This is a genomic window from Devosia salina (assembly GCF_019504385.1).
Taxonomy (GTDB): Bacteria; Pseudomonadota; Alphaproteobacteria; order Rhizobiales; family Devosiaceae; genus Devosia; species Devosia salina.
Genome location: NZ_CP080590.1, coordinates 1617327 through 1637415 on the forward strand (window position 1 = coordinate 1617327; position 20089 = coordinate 1637415).

Sequence of the window (20089 nt, forward strand, 5' to 3'; positions counted from 1 at the left end):
TGGGGTCGTAGCCGGCGTCAGCGGTATAGTGTGCCATTGGCTTAATCTCCTCTATTGGAAACACAAGCCAATGGCCCCGCCTTTGGTTCAACAAAACGGCAGCCGGAGCGATCAATTCGGCAAACAAAAAGGCCGCCCGGAGGCGGCCTCTTCAATTCTGGGATGCCCCACCTTAGTGGTGGTGCTCTTCCGGAACCTCGTCCTCGTCGGCCTGGATCAGCTTGGCGAGTTCGTCGCGGGTCATCTTCTTGTCGGTGACGTCGCCGAGCTCGATGATGTGGTCGACGACCTTGTTCTCGAAGATCGGGGCGCGGAGGCTGGCCAGCGCCTGCGGGTTCTTGCGGTAGTAGTCGTAAACCTGCTGTTCCTGGCCGGGGAAGCGACGGACTTCGGCGATCAGCGCCTGCTGATGCTCTTCGTCGGTCACCTGCACTTCGTTCTGGTTGCCGATTTCTGCGACGACCAGGCCCAGGCGCACGCGGCGCTCGGCAATGCGCTGATACTGTTCCTTGGCGGCTTCCTCGGTGGTGCCTTCGTCTTCGAAGGACCGGCCGTGGTGCTCGATCTCGTGCACGACGCGCTGCCAGATGGTGTTGAACTCGGCTTCAACCAGCTGGGCCGGCACATCGAACTTGTGGCCTTCGTCCAGCGCGTCTAGAACCTGGCGCTTCATGTGCTGGCGGCCCATCGAGCTGAGGGCGTTTTCCATCTGGTCGCGAACGGCCTTGCGCAGCGCGGCAACGTCTTCGAGGCCGAGCTTCTTGGCAAATTCGTCATCCAGCTCGCCGGCATTAGGGCCGTCGACATGAAGAATGGTGACCTCGAAGGTGGCCTTCTTACCGGCCAGCTCTTCGTTCTGGTAGTCCTTGGGGAAGGTGACCTTGATCTCGCGGGTCTCGCCCTTCTTCATCCCGACCAGCTGCTCTTCGAAGCCGGGGATGAATTCACCCGAACCGACGGTCAGGTGCGCGTGGTCGGACGAGCCCCCCTCGAATTCCTTGCCGCCGATCTTGCCTACGAAGCTGAGGCCCAGACGGTCGCCGTCTTCCACGACGGCGTCGTCGCCCTTGTCGGTATAGCCGCGGTTCTGCGCGAACACGCGCTTCACTTCGGTTTCGACTTCCTCGTCGGTGACGTCGACGACAGGCTTGTTGAGCTTGACGCCCTTGATATCCATCAGGGTCACAGCGGGCAGGATTTCATATTCGACTTCGAAAGCGAGATCGGCCTTGCCATCGAGAACGTCATTGATGACGCCCTGGTCCTGCGGCAGGTCGACCTTGGGCTGGGTGGCAGCGCGCTCTTCGCGCTTGTCCAGCGTGTCGGACACGGTGGCGTTGATCGCGTCGGTCATGACCTCGGACATGGCCGAGCGGCCATAGACCTTCTTGAGATGCGAAGTCGGCACCTTGCCCGGGCGGAAGCCCTTGATATTGGCCTGGCCCTTGAGCTCTTCGAGCTTGGCGTCGAGGCGCGAATTGAGGTCCGCGGCCGGAATGGTGACGCTGAGCTTGCGCTTGAGGCCGTCGTTGAGGGTTTCGGTTACCTGCATTGGGGTCTGATCCCGTCTTGATTCAATCTCGTTCGGCCGAGGCCGCTATGGTGCGGGTGAGAGGACTCGAACCTCCACGCCTTGCGGCGCTGGAACCTAAATCCAGTGCGTCTACCAGTTCCGCCACACCCGCAAGGGTCCCCGTCGGCCGGGTTGGCGTTGCATCTATATGAAGAGCGTGAGGCAGTCAAAGCCTAGCTTGGCGATTTGGCCGGAATGACGATAGTAGCACCAAACCCGTGCCTATGGAGGCTGTGTCGGCGGGTCAGGTGGTCTTCCTTCTTTCGTGGAGCTCGATGCGCGAACGCCGCTGCGATAAGTGGCGTCATTTTCATCATTCCCGCGCGGAGAGCACCCGCGATCCGGTCCTTGATGCGCAAATGATGTGCATTCTGTCTAATATTTGATCATAGCGATCCTCGGAGCGGCGCGGCAAATGGCGCGCGCGGCCCGCAAGCTGCTGTTCTAATTCGTCTTTTCGATCACAAGGATAGCTGGCACAGGCCGTGCATACACGTGGCCGGTATCTGCCGAAAACGGCCAGTGGAGGCTCCAGTGAAAAAAATCGAGGCTATCGTAAAGCCATTCAAGCTCGACGAAGTCAAAGAAGCGCTGCAGGAAGTTGGCCTGCAGGGCATCACCGTGACCGAGGCCAAGGGTTTCGGGCGCCAGAAGGGCCATACCGAGCTCTATCGCGGCGCTGAATATGTGGTGGATTTCCTGCCCAAGGTGAAAGTCGAAGTGGTTTGCCCCGACGATCTGGCCGAAAAGGCCATCGAGGCGATCCGCACCGCTGCGCAAACAGGTCGCATCGGTGACGGCAAGATCTTCGTCTACTCAATCGAGCAGGCCATCCGTATCCGTACCGGCGAATTCGGCGACGACGCGCTCTGAAGCCTCCCTTCAGACGCCAGACGCCACAAACAGCAACAAGCATCCGATTTTGACAGGGGAAGACCTAATGACCACCGGAAGCGATATTGTTCAGCGTATCAAGGACGAGAACATCAAGTATCTCGACGTGCGCTTTACCGACCTGCGCGGCAAGCTGCAGCACGTCACCATGGACGCATCGGTGGTTGATGCCGACATGTTCGAGGAAGGCGTCATGTTCGACGGTTCCTCTATTGCCGGCTGGAAGGCCATCAACGAGTCCGACATGGTGCTGATGCCCGATCCGGATTCCGCCTATATGGATCCGTTCTTCGCCGCCTCGACCCTCGCCATCAACTGCGACATTCTCGAGCCCGCCACCTACCAGCCCTATAACCGCGACCCGCGCGGCATCGCCAAGAAGGCCGAAGCCCTGGTCAAGTCCTCGGGCATCGGTGACTCGGTGGTGTTCGGCCCCGAACCCGAATTCTTCATCTTCGACGACGTGAAGTACTCGACCACCACCTACAATGTGGGCTTCTCGGTCGACCATTCGGAACTGCCGATCAACAACAATGCCGATTATGAAGGTGGCAATAACGGCCACCATATCGGCCTCAAGAAGGGCTATTTCCCGGTTCCGCCGCTGGACAGCGCCCAGGACATGCGCGGTGAGATGCTCGAAGCCATGGGCTCGATGGGCGTCATCATCGAAAAGCACCACCACGAAGTGGCTTCGGCACAGCACGAGCTGGGCATGAAGTTCAAGCCGATGATCCAGTCGGCCGACGACGTGCTGATCTACAAATATGCCGTGCAGCAGGTTGCCAATGCCTATGGCAAGACCGCGACCTTCATGCCCAAGCCCGTCTATGGCGACAATGGCTCGGGCATGCACTGCCACCAGTCGATCTGGAAGGACGGCAAGCCGCTGTTCGCCGGTGACCAGTATGCGGGCCTCTCCATGGAGTGCCTCTACTACATCGGCGGCGTGATCAAGCACGCCAAGGCCATCAACGCCTTCACCAACCCGACCACCAATTCCTACAAGCGTCTGGTGCCCGGCTTCGAAGCCCCGGTGCTGCTGGCCTATTCGGCCCGCAACCGTTCGGCCTCCTGCCGTATCCCCTTCGGCCAGTCGCCGAAGTCCAAGCGCGTGGAAGTGCGTTTCCCCGATCCGCTGGCGAACCCGTACCTGGCCTTTACCGCTCTGCTGATGGCCGGCCTCGACGGCATCAAGAACAAGATCCACCCCGGCGACCCGATGGACAAGGATCTCTACGAGCTGCCCAAGGAAGAGCTCAAGGAAATCCCGACCGTGTCCGGCTCGCTGCGTGAAGCGCTGGAAGCCCTGTCGGCCGACCGCGACTTCCTCAAGGTCGGTGGCGTGATGGATGACGATTTCATCGACAGCTATATCGACCTCAAGATGCAGGAAGTGATCAAGTTCGAGCACACCCCGCACCCGGTCGAGTACGAAATGTACTACTCCGCCTAAGCGGCTCAGAAATGAGTGGGGAAGGGGCCTTCGGGCCCCTTTTTCATGCGCCGGCGAGCGTCCAGGTAGCAGCACAGGAACGCGGAAACGCGCCGTCACCCGGCCTGCGGGGCGCGACGCGTGACCATGCGGTTACCTTTGCCCGGTCAGACGGCCTTGAAGCTGCGGCGCATCACTTCGCGCCATTCCTCGGGCGCCTCGAGCAGGCCCTCGATGCTGTCAGCGCTTTGCTGTTCGAAAAAGCGCACGGCAAAGCCGAAGTCGAACAGGCGCACCACCTCGCCTGTGACGCGGCCCACGGTGACGATCTCGCCCACGGCCGGCTGGAACGCCGCCGACACGGCCGCGCCCGAAATCGAATAGTCGACGATCAGGCACGGCTGCGACCAATTGTCGGGCCTTGCAATGACGGTGCGCGGATTGCTGGGCATGGCGCGCTGCGCCACGCGCCGGTCGGTTGCCGTGGTCCAGAGTTTTTCGCTGAAGCTGGTGATGCGGGCATTGAGCGCCTCGCGGTCGGCAGCGCTCTGGTCGAACTCGATCTCGAAACCGTCGTCGAACTGGCGGCTGACCCTGCCGCTGAGCGTGCCGAACGAGGTGAAGCTGACCGATACCGGCTCCCCGATCTGGGGAATGACGGGCGCGGTCACCCGCAGGCTGTCGCTACCGATCATCCGCAGGCGGCAGGCGAACAGATTGATGCCAGGATGCGTCGGCTGCGCGCCGATGACATAGCGACCCGCGACGGTGGAAATGCCGTGCAAGGCAATCGTTGGACGTTCCAGAACTTCGGACACGGCCGACCTCCCATTGGTGGTCGAATGAGCATGCGCCCGTCGCCTCAACGGCGTGTTGCGCACATTGATTGCAATTTATCGAAAGGGCGATCTTTTGGCAGATGTGAACAGCGGGCCGCCAGGCACGGCGCGCCGGCCACTGAGCGGGGCGGGTCAACGGGCGATCGGGGAACGGCTCACTCGCCGGGCGGCTTGATCAGCGCTTCCAGGTCTTCGAATTCCTGCGGCTGGATGAACTGCAGGGCAAAGCCGACCTCGAGATGCCGCACCACGCGGCCGACCACCCGGCCAAGGGCCATTGGCATACCCAGTTCCGGCCAGTAATGGGCAGAGACGGCCGCGCCCGACCGTGACACGTCGATGACGAAACAGGGCACTTGCTGGCCGTCGGCCAGGAAGATGGTGCTGCGCGGATCGCGCGGCAGGATACGCCGATGCTCGCGCTTGTCGGGCACCTGGGCATGCACATGCTTCTTGTGCCAGTCGATCTTCGCGGCCAGCTTCTCGCGCTCGCTGTCGGTAAGCTGCAGGTCCGTGACGAACCCGGAAGCCAGGCGCCGGGTGATGCGGCCGCGCAGGATGCCGAACTCGTTGAAATGGGAGGAGACGGATTCGCCCTCCTTGCCCACCACGGGGCCGACGGCCACGAGCATGCGGGTGGAGATGGAGCAGAGCCGGCAGGCATAGACGGGAATCTTGTCATCGGGCCCGCGGCGACGGTCGGGCAGGGCGTACCGCCCCGCCAGCGCCCCGATGAATCGGACATCATTCCATTTGAAGGACGCGCGCAGACTTTCGTCATCGATTGCAGCGGTCAACGACATGGGCTCCCCTTCCCAATTGCCATCACCAGTGAAAACCCTAAGTGTGAGTCCTTAAGGATTTCTCCCAAGGTCTGTTCAAGTGAGCGCAAGGCTGTAAATTTGTTCCTAACGCGAAGGTTTGGTGCCTCCGCCTTCCGGAAGCTGAATGCCCCGCCATGCCGAATCCCGATCGACACGTCCTGCTGACACCCGCGCAAATGGCCCAGGCCGACCGACTGGCCGTGTCCCATGGCGTACCCTCGCTCACCCTCATGGAAGCGGCTGGCCGCGCGGTTGCCGACCGGATCATCGGCGATTACCCGAAAGGGCCTGTACTGGTTCTGTGCGGGCCGGGGAACAATGGTGGCGACGGCTTCGTGGTGGCGCGGCTGCTGCAGGCGGCGGGCTGGGCGGTCCGCCTCTGGCTCTCGACCGCGCCCGACCGTCTCAAGGGAGATGCCGCAGCCATGGCTGCACGCTGGACCGGCAATATGGACGGACCGGACGCGCCGGACCTCGATGGCGTTGGACTCATTGTCGATGCGCTGCTCGGAGCAGGGCTCGATCGAGACGTCACGGGTCCGCTTGCTGCCACGGTGGATGCCGTCAACGGGTCAGGTATTCCGGTGGTGAGTATCGATGTGCCAAGCGGAATCGACGGGGCAACCGGCGCCGTACGGGGCACCGCCATCAAGGCGACGGAAACCGTCACCTTCTTTCGCTTCAAGCCCGGACATCTGCTGCTCCCGGGTCGTACCCATTGTGGTCGGCGGCACCTTGCCGATATCGGCATCCCCCCGGCAGTGCTGGCGGAGATCCCGGTGTCCACCTGGCAGAACAGGCCCGGTCTCTGGTCCGTGCCCTTCGCCAGTGCCGACCAGCACAAATTCGATCGCGGGCACGTCGTCGTGATTTCCGGCGGGCCGCTGCAAACTGGCGCCGCGCGTCTCTCGGCCCTCGGGGCATTTCGCAGCGGCGTGGGACTGGTGACGATGCTGGGCACGGAAGAGGCGCTGCGCATGCACGCCGCCCATGTCACGGCGATCATGCTGCGTCCGATAGCAACGGCTCAGCAACTGGCCGACGTCATGACCGACAAGCGTATCACCGCCGCGGTCGTCGGGCCGGCGGCTGGTGTGAGCAGCGCGACCAGTGACAACATCGACATTCTTTTGGGGTCAAGCGCGGCACTGGTGCTCGACGCGGACGCGCTGACCTGCATCGCCGCGCAGGCAGAGCCGGCCTGGGCGCGCATCCAGGCGCGGCAGCCGCCCGTGGTTCTCACCCCCCATGAGGGCGAATTCGTGCGGCTCTTCCCCGATATCACCGGCGACAAGCTTGAACGGGCCCGGGTCGCGACGTCACGGTCCGGTGCCGTCCTGGTGCTCAAGGGCAGTGACACGGTAATTGCGGCGCCGGATGGCAGGGCTGCCATCAACGACAACGCGCCCCCATGGCTGGGAACTGCGGGCGCCGGGGATGTGCTGGCTGGCGTGATCGCCGGATTGATGGGGCAGGGCATGTCCGGCTTCGAGGCGGCCTGCGCCGGTGTCTGGCTTCACGCAGAGGCCGCCAACCGGTTCGGAGGCCCCGGCATGATCAGCGAGGACCTTCCCGCGCTGCTGCCGGGGGTGCTGCAATCGCTGGTCCGGCCAGCGCCAACCGCTGCTGCCAAAATCTGACACGATCAGGCGGATTCTGGCGCAATCGCAAAAGCTTGTCGGATGGAACCGTCGGCCCTACATCAGGGCGTCATCGCGGGTTCGTGAGCAGCCCGTCTGCCAGTCCGCCCAGCGGCGCAGTCAAACTGGAGCGGGACCCATGAACAAGGCACTGGTCGTTATTCTTGCGGCCGTTACGCTCGATGCCGTCGGCATCGGGCTCATCTTTCCCATCCTGCCGGCACTGCTGCGCGAAGTGGGTCATACGGCCGATATCGCCACCATCCTTGGGGTGATGCTGGCGCTCTATTCGGCGTGCCAGTTCCTCTTCTCGCCGATACTCGGGGTGCTCAGCGACCGGTTCGGCCGCAGGCCGGTGCTGCTGGTGTCGCTGGCTGGTGCGGCTGTCGACTATCTCGTCATGGCCTTCGCTCCCGAACTCTGGCTCCTGGTCATCGGTCGCGCCATTGCGGGAGTGACCAGTGCCAATATGGCCGTGGCAACGGCCTACATCACCGACATTTCGAGCGAGGATGAACGGGCAGGGCGATTCGGACTGTTCCATGCCATGTTCGGCATCGGTTTCATCGTCGGGCCGGTATTGGGCGGCGTGCTGGGCGATGTCTGGGTGCGTTCGCCTTTCCTGGTCGCTGCCGCGCTGAACGCGGTGAACTTCGCCCTCGCCCTCTTCGTGCTCCCCGAATCGCGCAAGGGGCAGAGCGATGCCCATTTCACCTGGGACACGCTCAATCCGTTCCGGCCGCTGGCCTGGGCCTTCACGTTCAAGACCCTTATCCCGCTGATGGGCATCTATCTCATCATGAGCCTTGTCGGAAACGTCTATGGCACGACCTGGGCCATTTTTGGCGAGGACGTATTCGGCTGGAACGGCATGATGATCGGCCTGTCCCTTGGCGCCTTTGGCCTTCTTCATGCCATCGCGCAGGCCTTCCTGACCGGTCCCGCCGTGGCGCGGCTGGGCGAACGTTGGGCGCTGCTTTTGGGCATGGCCTGCGAAATCAGCGCCATGCTGGTGATGGCGTGGGCGGGGCAGGGCTGGCTGGTCTTCGTCATCATGCCCATATTCGCCCTGGGGGGTATCGGCATGCCGGCGCTTCAATCGCTCATGACCCGGCAGGTCGATTCCGGCAGGCAGGGGCAATTGCAGGGCGTGCTGGCCAGCCTTGTCAGCCTCGCGTCGGTGTTCGGGCCCCTCCTTTTCAGCTTTGCCTATTTCGGGCTCCGCCCAACCTGGCCGGGCGCGATATGGCTGGTGGCCATTGGGATCTACCTCTGTGCCCTGCCGCTCATGGTGGGCATAAGGCGACCTGCCGGAATCGCGTCTGGAGGGGCGGCATAGGCAAAGCGGGGACAATCCCCGGCAAACCCGGGATTTGAGCTTATCCGGGCTTGCGAGGCCGATTTTTCCGGTCCATTAACAGCTTTGCACCGTCGGGCCGCCGAAAACCCCCGGATTTCCTTGCGCCGAGCGCAGAATCGCAAAAGGTTGTCGGCGTTTTCGTTCGCCAGAGACGGCGGGCATTCACTGTGAGGAAACGCTATGAACAAAAACGATCTGGTTGGCGTCGTTGCCGACAAGGCTACGATCACCAAGGCACAGGCCGCCGAAGCGGTTGACGCAGTGTTCGAAGCCATTACTGCTGCTCTCAAGGGTGGCGACGAAGTTCGTCTGGTTGGCTTCGGCACCTTTGCCGTCTCCCAGCGCAAGGCTTCGACCGGCCGCAACCCGGCCACCGGCGCGGAAATTCAGATTCCGGCTTCGAACCAGGCCAAGTTCAAGCCCGGCAAGGGCCTCAAGGACGCGATCAACTAAGATCGCTGCCTGCCTGTACTTGGCGATCGGCCCCGCGCGGATGACGCCGGGGCCGTTTATGTTCCTGCAAATGTCAGTTGACGGGCAGGGGCGGGCACCCTAATCAGGGCGCCGTTCACCTGTGGCTTCGGCCCGGGGCGATTAGCTCAGCTGGTAGAGCGCCTCGTTTACACCGAGGATGTCGGCGGTTCGAGTCCGTCATCGCCCACCATTCCCCCCGCGATATCCGCTTGCGCGCCCGAGGGCGCGAGTGCCGCCGCGGTGCGCGCCTCCCACCTTTCTCAACGATGACACCGGCACAGTGTGGCTCAGAGTTCGCTTGAGCTTTCGCCGCTTTCCCATTGAGAGAAAAAAGTTTTCCACAGCCCCGATCCAGGTTTTCGAATTTTCTGCGACAGAATGCGGCGAGGGCGCTTGACTTCACAATAGGCGCCCAGTACATGGACGCCACGTTGCGCGAACGACTTGTTCGCAAGCGCTGCGGGAGTAGCTCAGTTGGTTAGAGCGCCGGCCTGTCACGCCGGAGGTCGCGGGTTCGAGCCCCGTCTCTCGCGCCACCCTTTCCCAGGGTTTGCGCAGCTTCCCCCCCATGAAGTTTCAGTTTCCGGTCTGACAGCGTTTCAACGTTGCGAAGGCGTTGTGTTCTTCGCAGAGCGGCCTCCGCTTTTCCCGCCGACCTCGGCATGCTGCACGAATGCTCTGATGGTGGGACCTACCACCGCACGAGGCAGCGCAGACCGGGCCTAGCGTTTGAACACGACACCACCAATCCAGCCGATGAACAATGCCAGGACAACACAGGCCAAGCCGTAGAGCACTGGAAACTGGCCGACGGCAAGTGAGGCTCTCATCAAGGACAAGATGCGACGAGTTGACGGATAAGGGCTTCATCAGGCCGCCCGATCTGCCTTCATTTCGTCGGCCCATGCCAGGCCGGGGAGGTAGCGGCCAGTGACCTTGCCATCCTCAATCGCGAAGAGGTGCAGCCAGGTGTTGTCGAAGAGCGCGCGCACCTCTGCGTGACGGTCGAGCACGTCCAGGATTGCAGCTTTCGGGGCCTCGATCATCACCGTCAGGCGCAGGGGCTCATGCATCAGCTGTTCTCCGTCATGGATTGTCTGCCAGGGCAGTCCAGGCCGCAAAGTGCCACCATTGCCCTGCACAACGCCAATGCCACCCACCACGTTGTGGATCAGCTTGTTGCCGCCACCGAAGGTGTCAGGGGCTACAGCGGAGCAGTAATATTGAAGGTTGATCCAGCTCGCGACAACGACGGGAGCGGTCAGGATCAGCTCGAGGGTCGAGAAACCCTTATCCTGCTTCCAGTCGTAGGTGTGAAGGAAAGTCCGGCCGCCAAGATCAGCTCCGGCTGTGACGCTGCGGGGCGCTGCGATGAAGCTCGCGCAGCCGGCCAGGCCCCATTCCGGGCGCACCTCGGCCCAGTTGACTGCGCGGCGGGCAAGGCTCTCTGACGTCGCGCCGGGGAGACGAAGGGCGCGCTCGGCCCTTGCCATGGACCCGGCAGCCTTCAGCCAACCCATCGCCTGTGCGATATCGGGTCCATGCGCCCCATGCTCGGCGTCGGCATGCAAGGTCACAGTGTCCGTCACCGTGTCGTGGAGACCGGCGATGAAAAGCGTGTCCTCTGGCAGTTCGATCCCCTGCTCCAGGAGGCCCGCCCGCGTGTCGGGATCGTTGAGAAGCGCAGCCAGGATCCGCGCGGAGACCTCCCCGGTCTGGCCGCCACAGGCGCCGCACTGATAGGCGCTTGCATGCGGATTGTTGGTGACATGGGCGCCATGGCCGAGCAGCAGCACCAGGCGGGCATGCCCCTTTGTCAGACTCATTGCCCGCAGCACGGCCGCTGCAATATTGGACTTTTGCGCGGCGGTCAGGCCGCCCACGATCTGGGGAGCGGGTTCGGGCTTCAGCCCCGCGGCGCCGAGACCGAACGCATCCTTCACGAGCTTCCAGCCATAGAGCGGCCCTGCGGCCTCCACGAAGGCGAACGAGGACACTGCGGCCTGCCTGAACCGGCCCCACGCGCGCCTGGCACGCGCTCCGATCCGGACGGCCTGCTCGGTCTTCTCGTCCGCCTGGCTCGTGCTATGCATGGTCGGTGCGAGCAGAACAGGCAAATGCGCCTGCTCGATATCTGAACCCCGGGATTTGTGGGACAGCGGCAGGCCGAAAAAGCCGGCAAAACCGATGGTTTGGATGTCGGGGGTTTGGGCCTCGAAGGCCCGCCGAAAGACTTCCGACCGCACATCGATGCAGAAGGCCGCCTGAACCGCTGGCCGCTTCTCGGGCCGCTTTGGCGCACCGAGAAGCGAGATCAACTGCCTTTGATAGGCATGCTCGGCGGCCGTCTGCAGGATCGTGTCGATCACCTGGTCCTGCGTTGGTGCAATAGGTTCGGCATGGGCCGCCACCGTCGCCAGCCACGCTTCGGTCACCTCGGGGAATTGCGCCAGGATCGCTTCTTCCCAGATCAGGCGGATCGCGAGCATGTCGGTCAGCGTTGCGTCGGTCGTGCCGCTTAGTTCCGCCTGCCAAAGCAGCCACCGGGCATGCTGCGACCAACCGCCAAGGTCCATGAGCAGCCGATGCAGCGCAGTTTCCGCGCCTTCTCCGGCAAGGCCAAGGGCAGTGGTCGCGCGCAGGATGGCCCGATCGGCGGTGTCCGGCGCGGCGGCCACATGGGAGCAGAAGCCCCTCAACCCGGCAATTTCGGGTGTCATGTCGTTTGTTGCCCAGGCCCTCCAGGAGGCATAGGCGCCAAGTCCGGGCGTCGGCGTCCAGAAAGCCTGGCCGCGGTCGAAATGCCCGGCCGCCCAGAGCCCGAAGCTCCGCGCGATGACGGCGGGCCAGTCGATGCCGCTCTCCCGCAGGGCAAGATCGGCGACGGTCGGCAATGCCATGGGCGCAGCCGGCTGCCGGGCAAGGACGGCCCTGAGGGTGTCGAGATTATCGGGCTTCAGTGGCGATGCGCTGGCATCCAGCGCCGCCTGGAGGTCTGTCGCAAGGATCTTGCCCTCGGCTATCTGCCTGGCATAGGCGGCGCGGTCCTGCGTCAGTGTCACGCCGGCGACGCGGCCGAGACGCGCCGCAGCCTTGGCCATGTCCTCGCCTGCCTGCCCCAGGAGCGAATTGACCGCAACCGTGCCCTCGAGCGGGAAGGCCGGCGGGATCGCCCGCGCCGCAGCCTCGGCCGCCTTCAGGATATCTGCGGCGCTGGCCGACTGCGTCCAGGTTTGACTCATGAACATCTCGATTGTCCTTTTCGATCAGTGTGTCCTGGATGCTTTCAGGCCGCCGATGGCGCGGTCCAGGAGGGCGTTGAGGTAGAGGCCGTTGGCGACATGCACCCGCAGCCCCGCCGTCGCCGGGTGGTGGGCCCAGTGCGGAAATAGCGCCTGCGCGAAGGCCACGAGGCCGAAAGACAAGAGCGCGAGCACGATCAGCGCCCATTCCAGCGGGCCGGCGACCGGCGCTGCAGGCAGGCCTGGCCCCCATAGCGCGCTCGCCACGATATGCAGGGCAAAATAGGCCACGGCGGTGCCCAGCGAGGCGCGCAAGGTGTGCAGGGTCAGTGCTCTTGGCGCGGCATCCGCCAGACCCTGGGCCACCAGATAGGCCACGCCGAAAATCAGGATCGCGCCAAGCGCCAGCGCCTGGGCAGACTTTGGCCCTGCTAGGAAGCCAAAGCCCCAGGCGACAGCGGTGAAGAGCGCCAATGCCAGTCCAAAAGACCGCGCCACCGCGCCGAGATCAGGCACGGCGATGGGGCCGGGTTTGCGCGCCTGCAGCACTGCCACCACCGCGCCCCCCGAAGAGAGGAACGCATGGGCCTTGTAGAGGGAGTGCGCCACGATGTGCAGGAGCGCGAGGGGCCACAGTCCCAGGCCGCATTGCAGGAGCATGAAGCCCATCTGCGCCACGGTCGACCAGGCCAGTGCTGTCTTGACCACGCTCTGGGTCAGCATGACCATGCCGCCAAAGAGTGCGGTGAACCCGCCGATCATGACGAGCGTCGCCATGGCTCCTGGACTTGCCTGGACGAGGGGCGCCATCAGGATGAGAAGGACACCGCCAGAATTGATGATGCCGGCATGCAGGAGGGCTGAGACCGGCGTCGGCGCCTCCATGACCTCGGTCAGCCATCCATGGAGCGGAAAGGCTGCAGTCTTGAAGACCGCTGTCAGTACCATGAGCGCAACGGCAGCATGCGCGGCTGGTGTGAGACCTTTCGCCGTCACGGCGGCGCTCACTGTGGCTATGTCCACTGTGCCATAGGCTTGCGCCAGGAGCAGCGTCGCCAGCACGAGGGTCGCATCGCCCAGGCCCCAGACCAGGGTGAATTTTGCCGCGGCCCGCCGCGCTTCGGGCCGCTCGGCGTAGAACCGCAGCAAGTGCCGCAGCGCGGCCCCAATGGCCAGGAAGGCCGCAACAAGCACTGGCAGGCTCCCCGCCTGGACCAGGAGCAGGACCGCACCAAGCCCTGCGAGCATCCAGCCATGGAAAGCGCCCTCCCGCGCTTCGCCATCGAGATAGAAGCGAGAATAGCGGACCACGATCCAACCGATGAAGGCGACGAGCGAGGTCATCGTGGCGCTGATCGCGTCGAGCCGGAAGCCGACGAGGCCGCCCTGGGTGGAGATGGCCGCCGAACCGGCCACAATCTGCTGCAGGAGGCCCGCAAGGGCCAAGACAAGCGCGGCTATGGCCGACACCTCGGCGATCCGCGGCAGCCTGCCTGGGCGCCGGCCCGGTGTGCGGATGGCGAGGAGCGCGGTGGCCAACACGGCCAGCGGCGAAAGCAATGTCAGGATCGGCAAGGTCATGGCTGCGCCTTGGTTTGTGCTGCTGCCCGCGAGATACGCCTTGCCTGACTTCAAGAAAATTACATATTTTACGCCTTATCATTCGTTTTTATAGAACCATGTCCCAGCTCAATCTGCACCACCTCCGTCTTTTTCGCGCCGTCGCCCGCGTCGGCACGCTCACGGGCGCCGCACAGGCGATGAACCTTTCGCAATCCGCGGTTTCCACGCAATTGCGCACGCTGGAGACGTCCCTTGGCCACGACCTCTTCGAACGGCGGGGACGCGGTCTTGTGCTGACCGAGGCCGGACGCATCGCGCTCGACCATGCCGAAACGATTTTTCGCACCGCCGACGATCTGACCGCCACACTGGCATTGGCGCAGGGGGCGCGCCGTGTTCTGCGGGTCGGCGCCCTCTCGACCTTGTCGCGCAATTTCCTGATCGGCTTCGTGACCCCGCTCATCGGGCGGGAGGATGTCGAGGTGATCATCCGCTCGGGAACGCAGGCAGACCTGATGCGCGGGCTGCAGTCGCTCAACCTCGATGTGGCACTGACCAATCTTGCCCCGGCGCGCGACGCAGCGAGCCCATTCATCGTGCGCGCCCTGTCCGAACAGCCGGTCAGCGTGGTGGGCTATCCGACGGTGGCGACCGGCGAGGAAACGCTGGCATCGGTCCTGACGAGCGCGCCCCTGATCCTCCCGACGCCGGAAACGGCACTTCGCACCGCCTTCGACGGTCTTGTTGAACGTCTCGGCATTGTCCCTCGGATCGCCGCCGAGGCGGATGACATGGCGACCCTGCGCCTCCTGGTCCGGGGCGGCGCGGGCCTCGCCGTTCTGCCGCCGATCGTGGTGCGCGACGAACTGGCCTCCGGCCTTCTGGTCGAACGCGCGCAGTTGAAGGACATCACCGAACAGTTTCTGGCCGTGACCCTGCAGCGGCGCTTTCCGAACCCACTGGCGCTGGAGGTCATGGACCTGGCCATCAGAGACCTTGAAGCGCGGGACAGCTAACTGAAACTCGTTTCGGCTGGATCCGGACAGACGGCTTTTCGGAGAGAGTGGGGCCGGCCGAACGGCAGAAACGGGGCGCGTTGCGGATGGACCAGTGAGGAGCTCATCGCCAAAGTGACAGAACCGCGGCTTTTTGGCCCTGACGGCGGGCTACCCGCCAAGGACCTTCCTTAGGACCGGTATCTCGCTGACGACGAAATCGATGAATGCCGAGATACGCGGGGTCGATCTCTGGTCCGGGTGACAGAGCAAGTACCAGGATCGTGCCAGTTCCGGCACAGGTGGGAGCACCTGGATGAGGTCCGGCTCGGTGTCGGCGATGGCGGTTGGTAGCGGCGCCACGCCAAGCCCCGACTTGACTGCCGTGACCACGCCGAGAACGCTGTTGTTCCGCGCTACGATACGGGCTCCCGGTAGTGCGCTGGCTTGCCATTGCGTGGCGCGGTGGTTCTCCATCACACCGTCGAAGCCGATAAGGTCGTGCTGCACGAGATCTTCAATCGAGCGCGGCTGGCCTCGGCGCTGGAGGTAGTCGCGACTGGCATAGACGGCCCAACTGGAGTCGGCGATCTTGCGTCCGACCAACCGCTCGTCGCCCGGATCGCCGGAACGAAACGCCACGTCAGCGGCGTCACCGGCAAGGTCAACGTATTGATCACTGATGACGAAGCCGATCCTGAGGCCGGGATAGCGCGCATGAAACCGATCGACAAAGCCGGAAGCCATCAGGCGGGAGAGTATCGGCTCGGGGCAGGTCAGTCGGACCACACCGGCAAGGTCGTTGGTGAGGCCGACGATCGCTCGCTCCAGGTCCGAGATGCTTGCTTCCACGTTGGCAATTGCGGGCAGCAGGCGCTCTGCCATCTCGGTCAACTGATAGCCAGTCGGGTATCGATGCACCAGCGAGATGCCGATCCGCCGCTCCAGTTCGAGGATGCGCCGATGCACTGTCGACTGATTGACTCCCAATGCCCGTGCTGCCGCGAGTGTGGAGCCGTTTCGCGACACCGCTAGCAGGTAACGCAGGTCGTTCCAGTCGAACATGGCCGAGTTATGCATTTCTGCTGGGCCCTTCCGCAAACTTGCGGCTCCCGTCGCTAATCTCGAGCAGCTACCTCTGGAGCACCGCTACTGAGGAGGAGTCAAATGGAAAAGGCAACAGTCGAAACGATGATCGCAGCTCTGGACATAGGTGTGACGCGCACCGCGAAAGATCAGGGCATGGCCAAGCTGACGCCTCTGCATCGCGAGGTCCTCGACACCTTGCCACAGGGCAGCCGGCAGGAAGTTCGAGTCTTGCATGCCGTGCTTCAGCCCGGCGACGTAACCCCTCACCACTCGCACCGTTTTCCGGTGACCGTCTACGTCACCGAGGGGGTGTTCACGCTCAGGCTCGACGGGCGCGAGCCTCTGTCAATCGGGGCCGGACAGGTGTTCGTCGAACCGCCTCACGTGAAGATGGTCGGAAGCAACGAGGGCGATGTACCCGCGGTCACCATCCTGTTCTATGTATGCGATCCCGACGCCCCGTTCGCCGACCCGGTCCATCCCAACGACAGTTAAAGGTCTGTTTTGACCCGTCCCGGCGCGACCGAACCCCAAAGTACAGGGCCCTCGGCTCAAGGCCGAGGGTGACGGCCGTGGGGTGGAAACAAAGAGACAGAACCGGAATACCGATTTCGACCCCATTCAAGTCGTCCTAGCGGGCCTGACGTCGCTGTAGGGCCGCATGCCGTCCCACAGGACGTCTTCGGTGCCAGGCGCTTCGCCTCGGCCAACATGACCTCAATACAAGCTGGACAGCCACCCAAAAAGCCGAGTTTGGCTAAAACCTTACCCCCTCCATGCGTGCTGAATCGTCCTCATCATCCGTCCTGGCCACGGCCGGACGCGTCGGGGCGGGGCTCGGACTGATAGAGGCCTGGGACCCAGCGTTCGGTGACCTCGGCTGGAATATCCAGCCGCGCCGGCCCCTTGGGGTGCATGGGGGTCGTGAGCGGCCGATCGGCTCAGCGCGCGTCCTCAGCCGCTGGCCGGTGCTTTGCTATCGTTTGATAGAGGTCAATGACAGGTTCGCAACGCCGGGCAGAATGCGCGGATGATGGTGAACCGATAGCAGACACGACAATCGGGGAGGAGGGGCCATACCTTGCCGCCGCATCAACCGCTGCTGCAAACAAGCAGGTTGACCAAGATCTACAAGATGGGCGACGTCGAGGTACTGGCCCTGGACCGGGTGGACTTCGCGGCATCGGCCGGGGAGTTCGACGTTATCCTGGGCCCCTCGGGGTCGGGCAAATCGACATTTCTCAACCTCGTTGGCGGGCTCGACACGCCGACCTCAGGCGAAGCCTGGTTCCTGGACCACCCATTGGCCAGGGCCAGCGAAGCGGCGTTGACCCGCTATCGTCGCGATCATGTCGGCTTTGTCTTCCAGTTCTACAACCTGGTTCCAAGCCTGACGGCCCGCGAGAACGTGAAACTGGTCACCGAGATCTCCCGCAGGCCCATGCGGCCGGAGGAAGCGCTCGACCTGGTCGGCCTTGCGGATCGCATGAACCACTTTCCGGCGCAGCTCTCGGGAGGGGAGCAGCAGCGGGTCGCCATCGCGCGCGCCATCGCCAAGCGGCCCGACCTGTTGCTGTGCGACGAGCCCACCGGCGCGCTGGATTCCAAGACCGGCGTCGTGGTCCTGGAGGCCCTCCTGCGCGTCAATGCCGAGTTCGGCACGACGACGCTGGTCATCACCCACAATGTGGCCATCCGCGCGATCGCGCATCGCGTCATCAATTTCGCCGATGGGCGGATTGCTTCAGTGGAGACGAACCAGACACGTCTCCCGGCTTCCGCGATAAGCTGGTGAGAGCCATGAACGCGCTGCACATCAAGCTGTTGCGGGAATTGCGGCGCCTCTGGGCCCAGGCGGCGTCCATTGGCCTGGTGATCGCCGCCGGGGTGGCGGCCCTGATCATCGGCATAGGCACGTATCAGTCCCTGGAAAGGACCCGGGCCGACTATTACGCGCGGAACAACTTCGCCGATATCTTCGCCAGCGTGGCGCGAGCCCCGCGATCCCTGCTTCCGGCGATCGGCGAGCTGGACGGCGTCCTCGTCGTGGACGCCCGCATCGTCAGGCTCGCCCCCGCCGACGTCGAGGGCCTTGCAGAGCCGGCCTCGGTGCTCCTGATCTCCCTTCCCGCGGGACCCCAGCCGCTCAACCAGCTGCATCTGCGCAGCGGCCGGCTCCCCGAAACCGGCCAATCCACCGAGGCCGTCGTGAGCGAAGTCTTTGCCAAGGCGCGCGGCCTGGTGCCCGGTTCCCGCCTCGATGTCGTCATGAACGGCACGCACCGCCCGGTCACCATCACCGGCATCGCGCTGGCACCCGACTATATCTACGCCATGACGCCGGGCGAAATCATGCCCAGCGAGGGACGGTTCGGGGTCCTGTGGATGCCCGAAGCCATGATCGCGGCGACCTATGACCTGACCGGGGCCTTCAATACGGTGTCCCTCAAGCTGGCGCCTGGCGCTGCCGCGAACAGCGTTATCGAAGAGCTCGACCGCCTGCTTGCCCCCTATGGCGGGCAGGGCGCCTATGGACGCAGCCAGCAGACTTCACACGTGTTTCTCGATGCCGAACTGACGCAGCTGCGCGGCATGAGCGCCGTGCTGCCGCCCATCTTCCTCGTCGTGGCAGCGTTTCTCGTCAACATGACGCTGACCCGGCTCATTGCCCTCGAGCGGGAGCAGATCGGCCTACTCAAGGCGCTGGGCTACAGCTCCTGGAGCATCGCCTGGCACTATGTCGAGTTCGTGCTGCTGATCGCCGTGCTCGGCATTGTCGTCGGCTATGGTTTCGGCATCTGGGCCGGCAATGCGCTTACCGTGCTCTATGCGCGCTACTACAGCTTCCCGGTGCTAACCTTCAGCCGCGACCCGGCCATCTATGTCATTGCGGCTGCGGTGACCATGGGTGCGTCCGTCCTGGGCGCGGTGCGCGCCGTCCGCCAGGCGGCATGGCTGCCGCCGGCCGTGGCCATGGTGCCGCCGGCTCCGCCGGTCTATCGCCGGATACTGGGTGCCCGCAATCCATTCCATTTCGAGGTGCCGCAACGCTGGATCATCGTATTGCGACACCTGCTGCACTGGCCCTGGCGAACCGCCGGCGGCGTGGTGGGCCTGGCCCTGGCCACGGCAATTCTGATCGGCTCGCTCTGGTCGGTGGGCGCCATCAACTACATGGTCGACTACACCTTCAACCGCACGGAACGGCAGGACGGGACCATCACCTTCCTCGGATCCAAGCCGGCTGCAGCGCTCTATGAGGTCGCTCGGCTTCCGGGCGTCCTGGCGGCAGAGCCCTTCGCAAGCGTGGGCGTCGAGATCAGCAAGGGTCCCGTCAGCCGGCGCATCGGCCTCACGGCCTATGCAAGAGGGAGCGACCAGGCCCGCCTGCTCGATGACCAGCTTCGACCTGTCGTTTTGCCCGATGAGGGGCTGATCGTCAGCCGGGCGCTCGCCCGGCTGCTCAGGGTCGGCCCGGGCGACAATGTGCAGATCAGACCGCTCGATGGCGACGGGCGAATGTATGCCGTCGGTGTCGCAGGTCTGATCGAAGGCTATCTCGGCCTCGCCGCCTATATGGACCTCAAGGCCCTCGACACGCTTCTGGGCCGCTCGCCGCAGATATCGGGCGTCAATGTCGAGATCGACGAAAGGCAGCAAGCCGAGCTGTTCGCCGCGCTCAAGGCGACGCCGGCATTGGGCATGATCAGCCTCCGCTCGGTCGCGCTCGAGCGCTTCCGCGAGACCATGGCGCAGAACATGTTCGTGATGATCGGCGTGCTGCTGGCCATGGCCGGGGTCATCGCCTTCGGCGTCGTCTATAATTTTGCGCGCATATCGCTCTCCGAGCAGGGGCGCGAAATGGCCAGCCTGCGGGTGCTCGGCTTCAGCCGGGGCGAAGTCTCGATGCTGCTGTTGGCCGAGATCGCCATGGTGACGCTACTCGCCCAGCCCATCGGCTGGCTGCTCGGGATTGGCCTGGCGCGCGGCATGGTCAGCAGCTTTTCGAGCGAGCTCTTCACCATGCCCCTGGTGCTCGAGCCGAGCGTGTTTGTGTACTCCACCGCCGTGGTGACCGCCGCGGCGGGGCTCTCCGGCCTGGTCGTAAGGCGGCGCATTGACCGTCTCGACATGATCGCCGTGCTCAAGACGAGGGAATAG

16 protein-coding genes and 3 tRNA genes are annotated in these 20089 nt (G+C 64.0%); 11 read left to right on the top strand and 8 right to left on the bottom strand.

All coding sequences use genetic code 11. From position 1 onward, the window contains the following. Positions 1-172: 172 nt before the first annotated feature. The gene (gene tig, locus K1X15_RS07760) at positions 173-1552 is read right to left on the bottom strand and encodes a trigger factor (protein WP_220306900.1); all 1380 of its coding nucleotides are present in this window, start codon (positions 1550-1552) and stop codon (positions 173-175) included. Between the two features lie 48 nt (positions 1553-1600). After that, positions 1601-1685, bottom strand: a tRNA-Leu gene (locus K1X15_RS07765). Positions 1686-2107: 422 nt separating this feature from the next. Between K1X15_RS07765 and K1X15_RS07770 the strand changes: the two genes are divergently transcribed. Together K1X15_RS07770 and glnA are read left to right on the top strand one after the other, a co-directional pair. Next, complete coding sequence (locus K1X15_RS07770) at positions 2108-2446, top strand: P-II family nitrogen regulator (protein ID WP_046105125.1); 339 nt, start codon at positions 2108-2110, stop codon at positions 2444-2446. Between the two features lie 67 nt (positions 2447-2513). Then, complete coding sequence (glnA, locus tag K1X15_RS07775) at positions 2514-3923, top strand: type I glutamate--ammonia ligase (protein WP_220306901.1); 1410 nt, start codon at positions 2514-2516, stop codon at positions 3921-3923. Positions 3924-4069: 146 nt separating this feature from the next. Here the strand turns inward: glnA and K1X15_RS07780 are convergent, their stop codons facing one another. After that, positions 4070-4720 (bottom strand): hypothetical protein, encoded by a 651-nt coding sequence (locus K1X15_RS07780; RefSeq protein ID WP_220306902.1) that lies wholly within the window; start codon positions 4718-4720, stop codon positions 4070-4072. 176 nt (positions 4721-4896) lie between these two features. Next, the gene (locus tag K1X15_RS07785; protein WP_220306903.1) at positions 4897-5544 is read right to left on the bottom strand and encodes a PilZ domain-containing protein; all 648 of its coding nucleotides are present in this window, start codon (positions 5542-5544) and stop codon (positions 4897-4899) included. A gap of 155 nt (positions 5545-5699) precedes the next feature. Here K1X15_RS07785 and K1X15_RS07790 point away from each other — a divergent pair, with 155 nt between their 5' ends. The 5 genes from K1X15_RS07790 to K1X15_RS07810 all read left to right on the top strand — a co-directional run bounded on the left by K1X15_RS07790 (position 5700) and on the right by K1X15_RS07810 (position 9575). Continuing rightward, positions 5700-7205, top strand: a complete 1506-nt coding sequence (locus K1X15_RS07790) for an NAD(P)H-hydrate dehydratase (protein ID WP_220306904.1) — start codon at positions 5700-5702, stop codon at positions 7203-7205. 139 nt (positions 7206-7344) lie between these two features. Further along, positions 7345-8544: a Tet(A)/Tet(B)/Tet(C) family tetracycline efflux MFS transporter gene (gene tet / locus K1X15_RS07795; protein WP_220306905.1), complete on the top strand. Its 1200-nt coding sequence runs from the start codon at positions 7345-7347 to the stop codon at positions 8542-8544. 201 nt (positions 8545-8745) lie between these two features. Beyond that, positions 8746-9018: an HU family DNA-binding protein gene (locus K1X15_RS07800; RefSeq protein ID WP_046104301.1), complete on the top strand. Its 273-nt coding sequence runs from the start codon at positions 8746-8748 to the stop codon at positions 9016-9018. Positions 9019-9153: 135 nt separating this feature from the next. After that, positions 9154-9229, top strand: a tRNA-Val gene (locus K1X15_RS07805). 269 nt (positions 9230-9498) lie between these two features. Beyond that, positions 9499-9575 (top strand) — tRNA-Asp (locus K1X15_RS07810). Between the two features lie 186 nt (positions 9576-9761). Here the strand turns inward: K1X15_RS07810 and K1X15_RS21590 are convergent. From K1X15_RS21590 to K1X15_RS07825, 3 genes are read right to left on the bottom strand one after another with little or no spacing between them, the layout of a single operon-like run. Further along, positions 9762-9869, bottom strand: coding sequence for a TIGR02186 family protein (locus K1X15_RS21590; RefSeq protein WP_220306906.1), 108 nt, complete (start codon positions 9867-9869; stop codon positions 9762-9764). A 39-nt stretch (positions 9870-9908) separates the two neighbouring features. Continuing rightward, positions 9909-12281: a YbcC family protein gene (locus K1X15_RS07820; RefSeq protein ID WP_240549687.1), complete on the bottom strand. Its 2373-nt coding sequence runs from the start codon at positions 12279-12281 to the stop codon at positions 9909-9911. A 24-nt stretch (positions 12282-12305) separates the two neighbouring features. Next, positions 12306-13862 carry a proton-conducting transporter transmembrane domain-containing protein gene (locus tag K1X15_RS07825; RefSeq protein WP_220306908.1) on the bottom strand — a complete coding sequence of 519 codons (1557 nt, stop codon included), beginning with the start codon at positions 13860-13862 and terminating at the stop codon, positions 12306-12308. A gap of 98 nt (positions 13863-13960) precedes the next feature. On the opposite strand from K1X15_RS07825, the gene K1X15_RS07830 reads away from it, so the two are divergent. Then, positions 13961-14860 carry a LysR family transcriptional regulator gene (locus K1X15_RS07830; RefSeq protein ID WP_220306909.1) on the top strand — a complete coding sequence of 300 codons (900 nt, stop codon included), beginning with the start codon at positions 13961-13963 and terminating at the stop codon, positions 14858-14860. Positions 14861-15010: 150 nt separating this feature from the next. Here the strand turns inward: K1X15_RS07830 and K1X15_RS07835 are convergent, their stop codons facing one another. Further along, the gene (locus K1X15_RS07835; RefSeq protein ID WP_220306910.1) at positions 15011-15904 is read right to left on the bottom strand and encodes a LysR family transcriptional regulator; all 894 of its coding nucleotides are present in this window, start codon (positions 15902-15904) and stop codon (positions 15011-15013) included. Positions 15905-16006: 102 nt separating this feature from the next. Between K1X15_RS07835 and K1X15_RS07840 the strand changes: the two genes are divergently transcribed. The 3 genes from K1X15_RS07840 (at position 16007) to K1X15_RS07850 (ending at position 20089) form a co-directional block, all read left to right on the top strand. Further along, positions 16007-16423: a cupin domain-containing protein gene (locus K1X15_RS07840; protein ID WP_220306911.1), complete on the top strand. Its 417-nt coding sequence runs from the start codon at positions 16007-16009 to the stop codon at positions 16421-16423. A 640-nt stretch (positions 16424-17063) separates the two neighbouring features. Further along, entirely contained in the window at positions 17064-17723 is a 660-nt protein-coding gene (locus K1X15_RS07845; RefSeq protein WP_220307472.1) for an ABC transporter ATP-binding protein, read from the top strand. A gap of 5 nt (positions 17724-17728) precedes the next feature. Further along, positions 17729-20089 (top strand): ABC transporter permease, encoded by a 2361-nt coding sequence (locus tag K1X15_RS07850; RefSeq protein WP_220306912.1) that lies wholly within the window; start codon positions 17729-17731, stop codon positions 20087-20089.

Bases quoted from the DNA above. Each gene is read 5' to 3' on its own strand.
- tig (WP_220306900.1), bottom strand. From the start codon at position 1,552: ATGCAGGTAACCGAAACCCTCAACGACGGCCTCAAGCGCAAGCTCAGC.
- glnA (WP_220306901.1), top strand. From the start codon at position 2,514: ATGACCACCGGAAGCGATATTGTTCAGCGTATCAAGGACGAGAACATC.
- K1X15_RS07785 (WP_220306903.1), bottom strand. From the start codon at position 5,544: ATGTCGTTGACCGCTGCAATCGATGACGAAAGTCTGCGCGCGTCCTTC.
- K1X15_RS07790 (WP_220306904.1), top strand. From the start codon at position 5,700: ATGCCGAATCCCGATCGACACGTCCTGCTGACACCCGCGCAAATGGCC.
- tet (WP_220306905.1), top strand. From the start codon at position 7,345: ATGAACAAGGCACTGGTCGTTATTCTTGCGGCCGTTACGCTCGATGCC.
- K1X15_RS07800 (WP_046104301.1), top strand. From the start codon at position 8,746: ATGAACAAAAACGATCTGGTTGGCGTCGTTGCCGACAAGGCTACGATC.
- K1X15_RS21590 (WP_220306906.1), bottom strand. From the start codon at position 9,869: ATGAGAGCCTCACTTGCCGTCGGCCAGTTTCCAGTGCTCTACGGCTTG.
- K1X15_RS07820 (WP_240549687.1), bottom strand. From the start codon at position 12,281: ATGAGTCAAACCTGGACGCAGTCGGCCAGCGCCGCAGATATCCTGAAG.
- K1X15_RS07825 (WP_220306908.1), bottom strand. From the start codon at position 13,862: ATGACCTTGCCGATCCTGACATTGCTTTCGCCGCTGGCCGTGTTGGCC.
- K1X15_RS07830 (WP_220306909.1), top strand. From the start codon at position 13,961: ATGTCCCAGCTCAATCTGCACCACCTCCGTCTTTTTCGCGCCGTCGCC.
- K1X15_RS07835 (WP_220306910.1), bottom strand. From the start codon at position 15,904: ATGTTCGACTGGAACGACCTGCGTTACCTGCTAGCGGTGTCGCGAAAC.
- K1X15_RS07840 (WP_220306911.1), top strand. From the start codon at position 16,007: ATGGAAAAGGCAACAGTCGAAACGATGATCGCAGCTCTGGACATAGGT.
- K1X15_RS07845 (WP_220307472.1), top strand. From the start codon at position 17,064: ATGGGCGACGTCGAGGTACTGGCCCTGGACCGGGTGGACTTCGCGGCA.
- K1X15_RS07850 (WP_220306912.1), top strand. From the start codon at position 17,729: ATGAACGCGCTGCACATCAAGCTGTTGCGGGAATTGCGGCGCCTCTGG.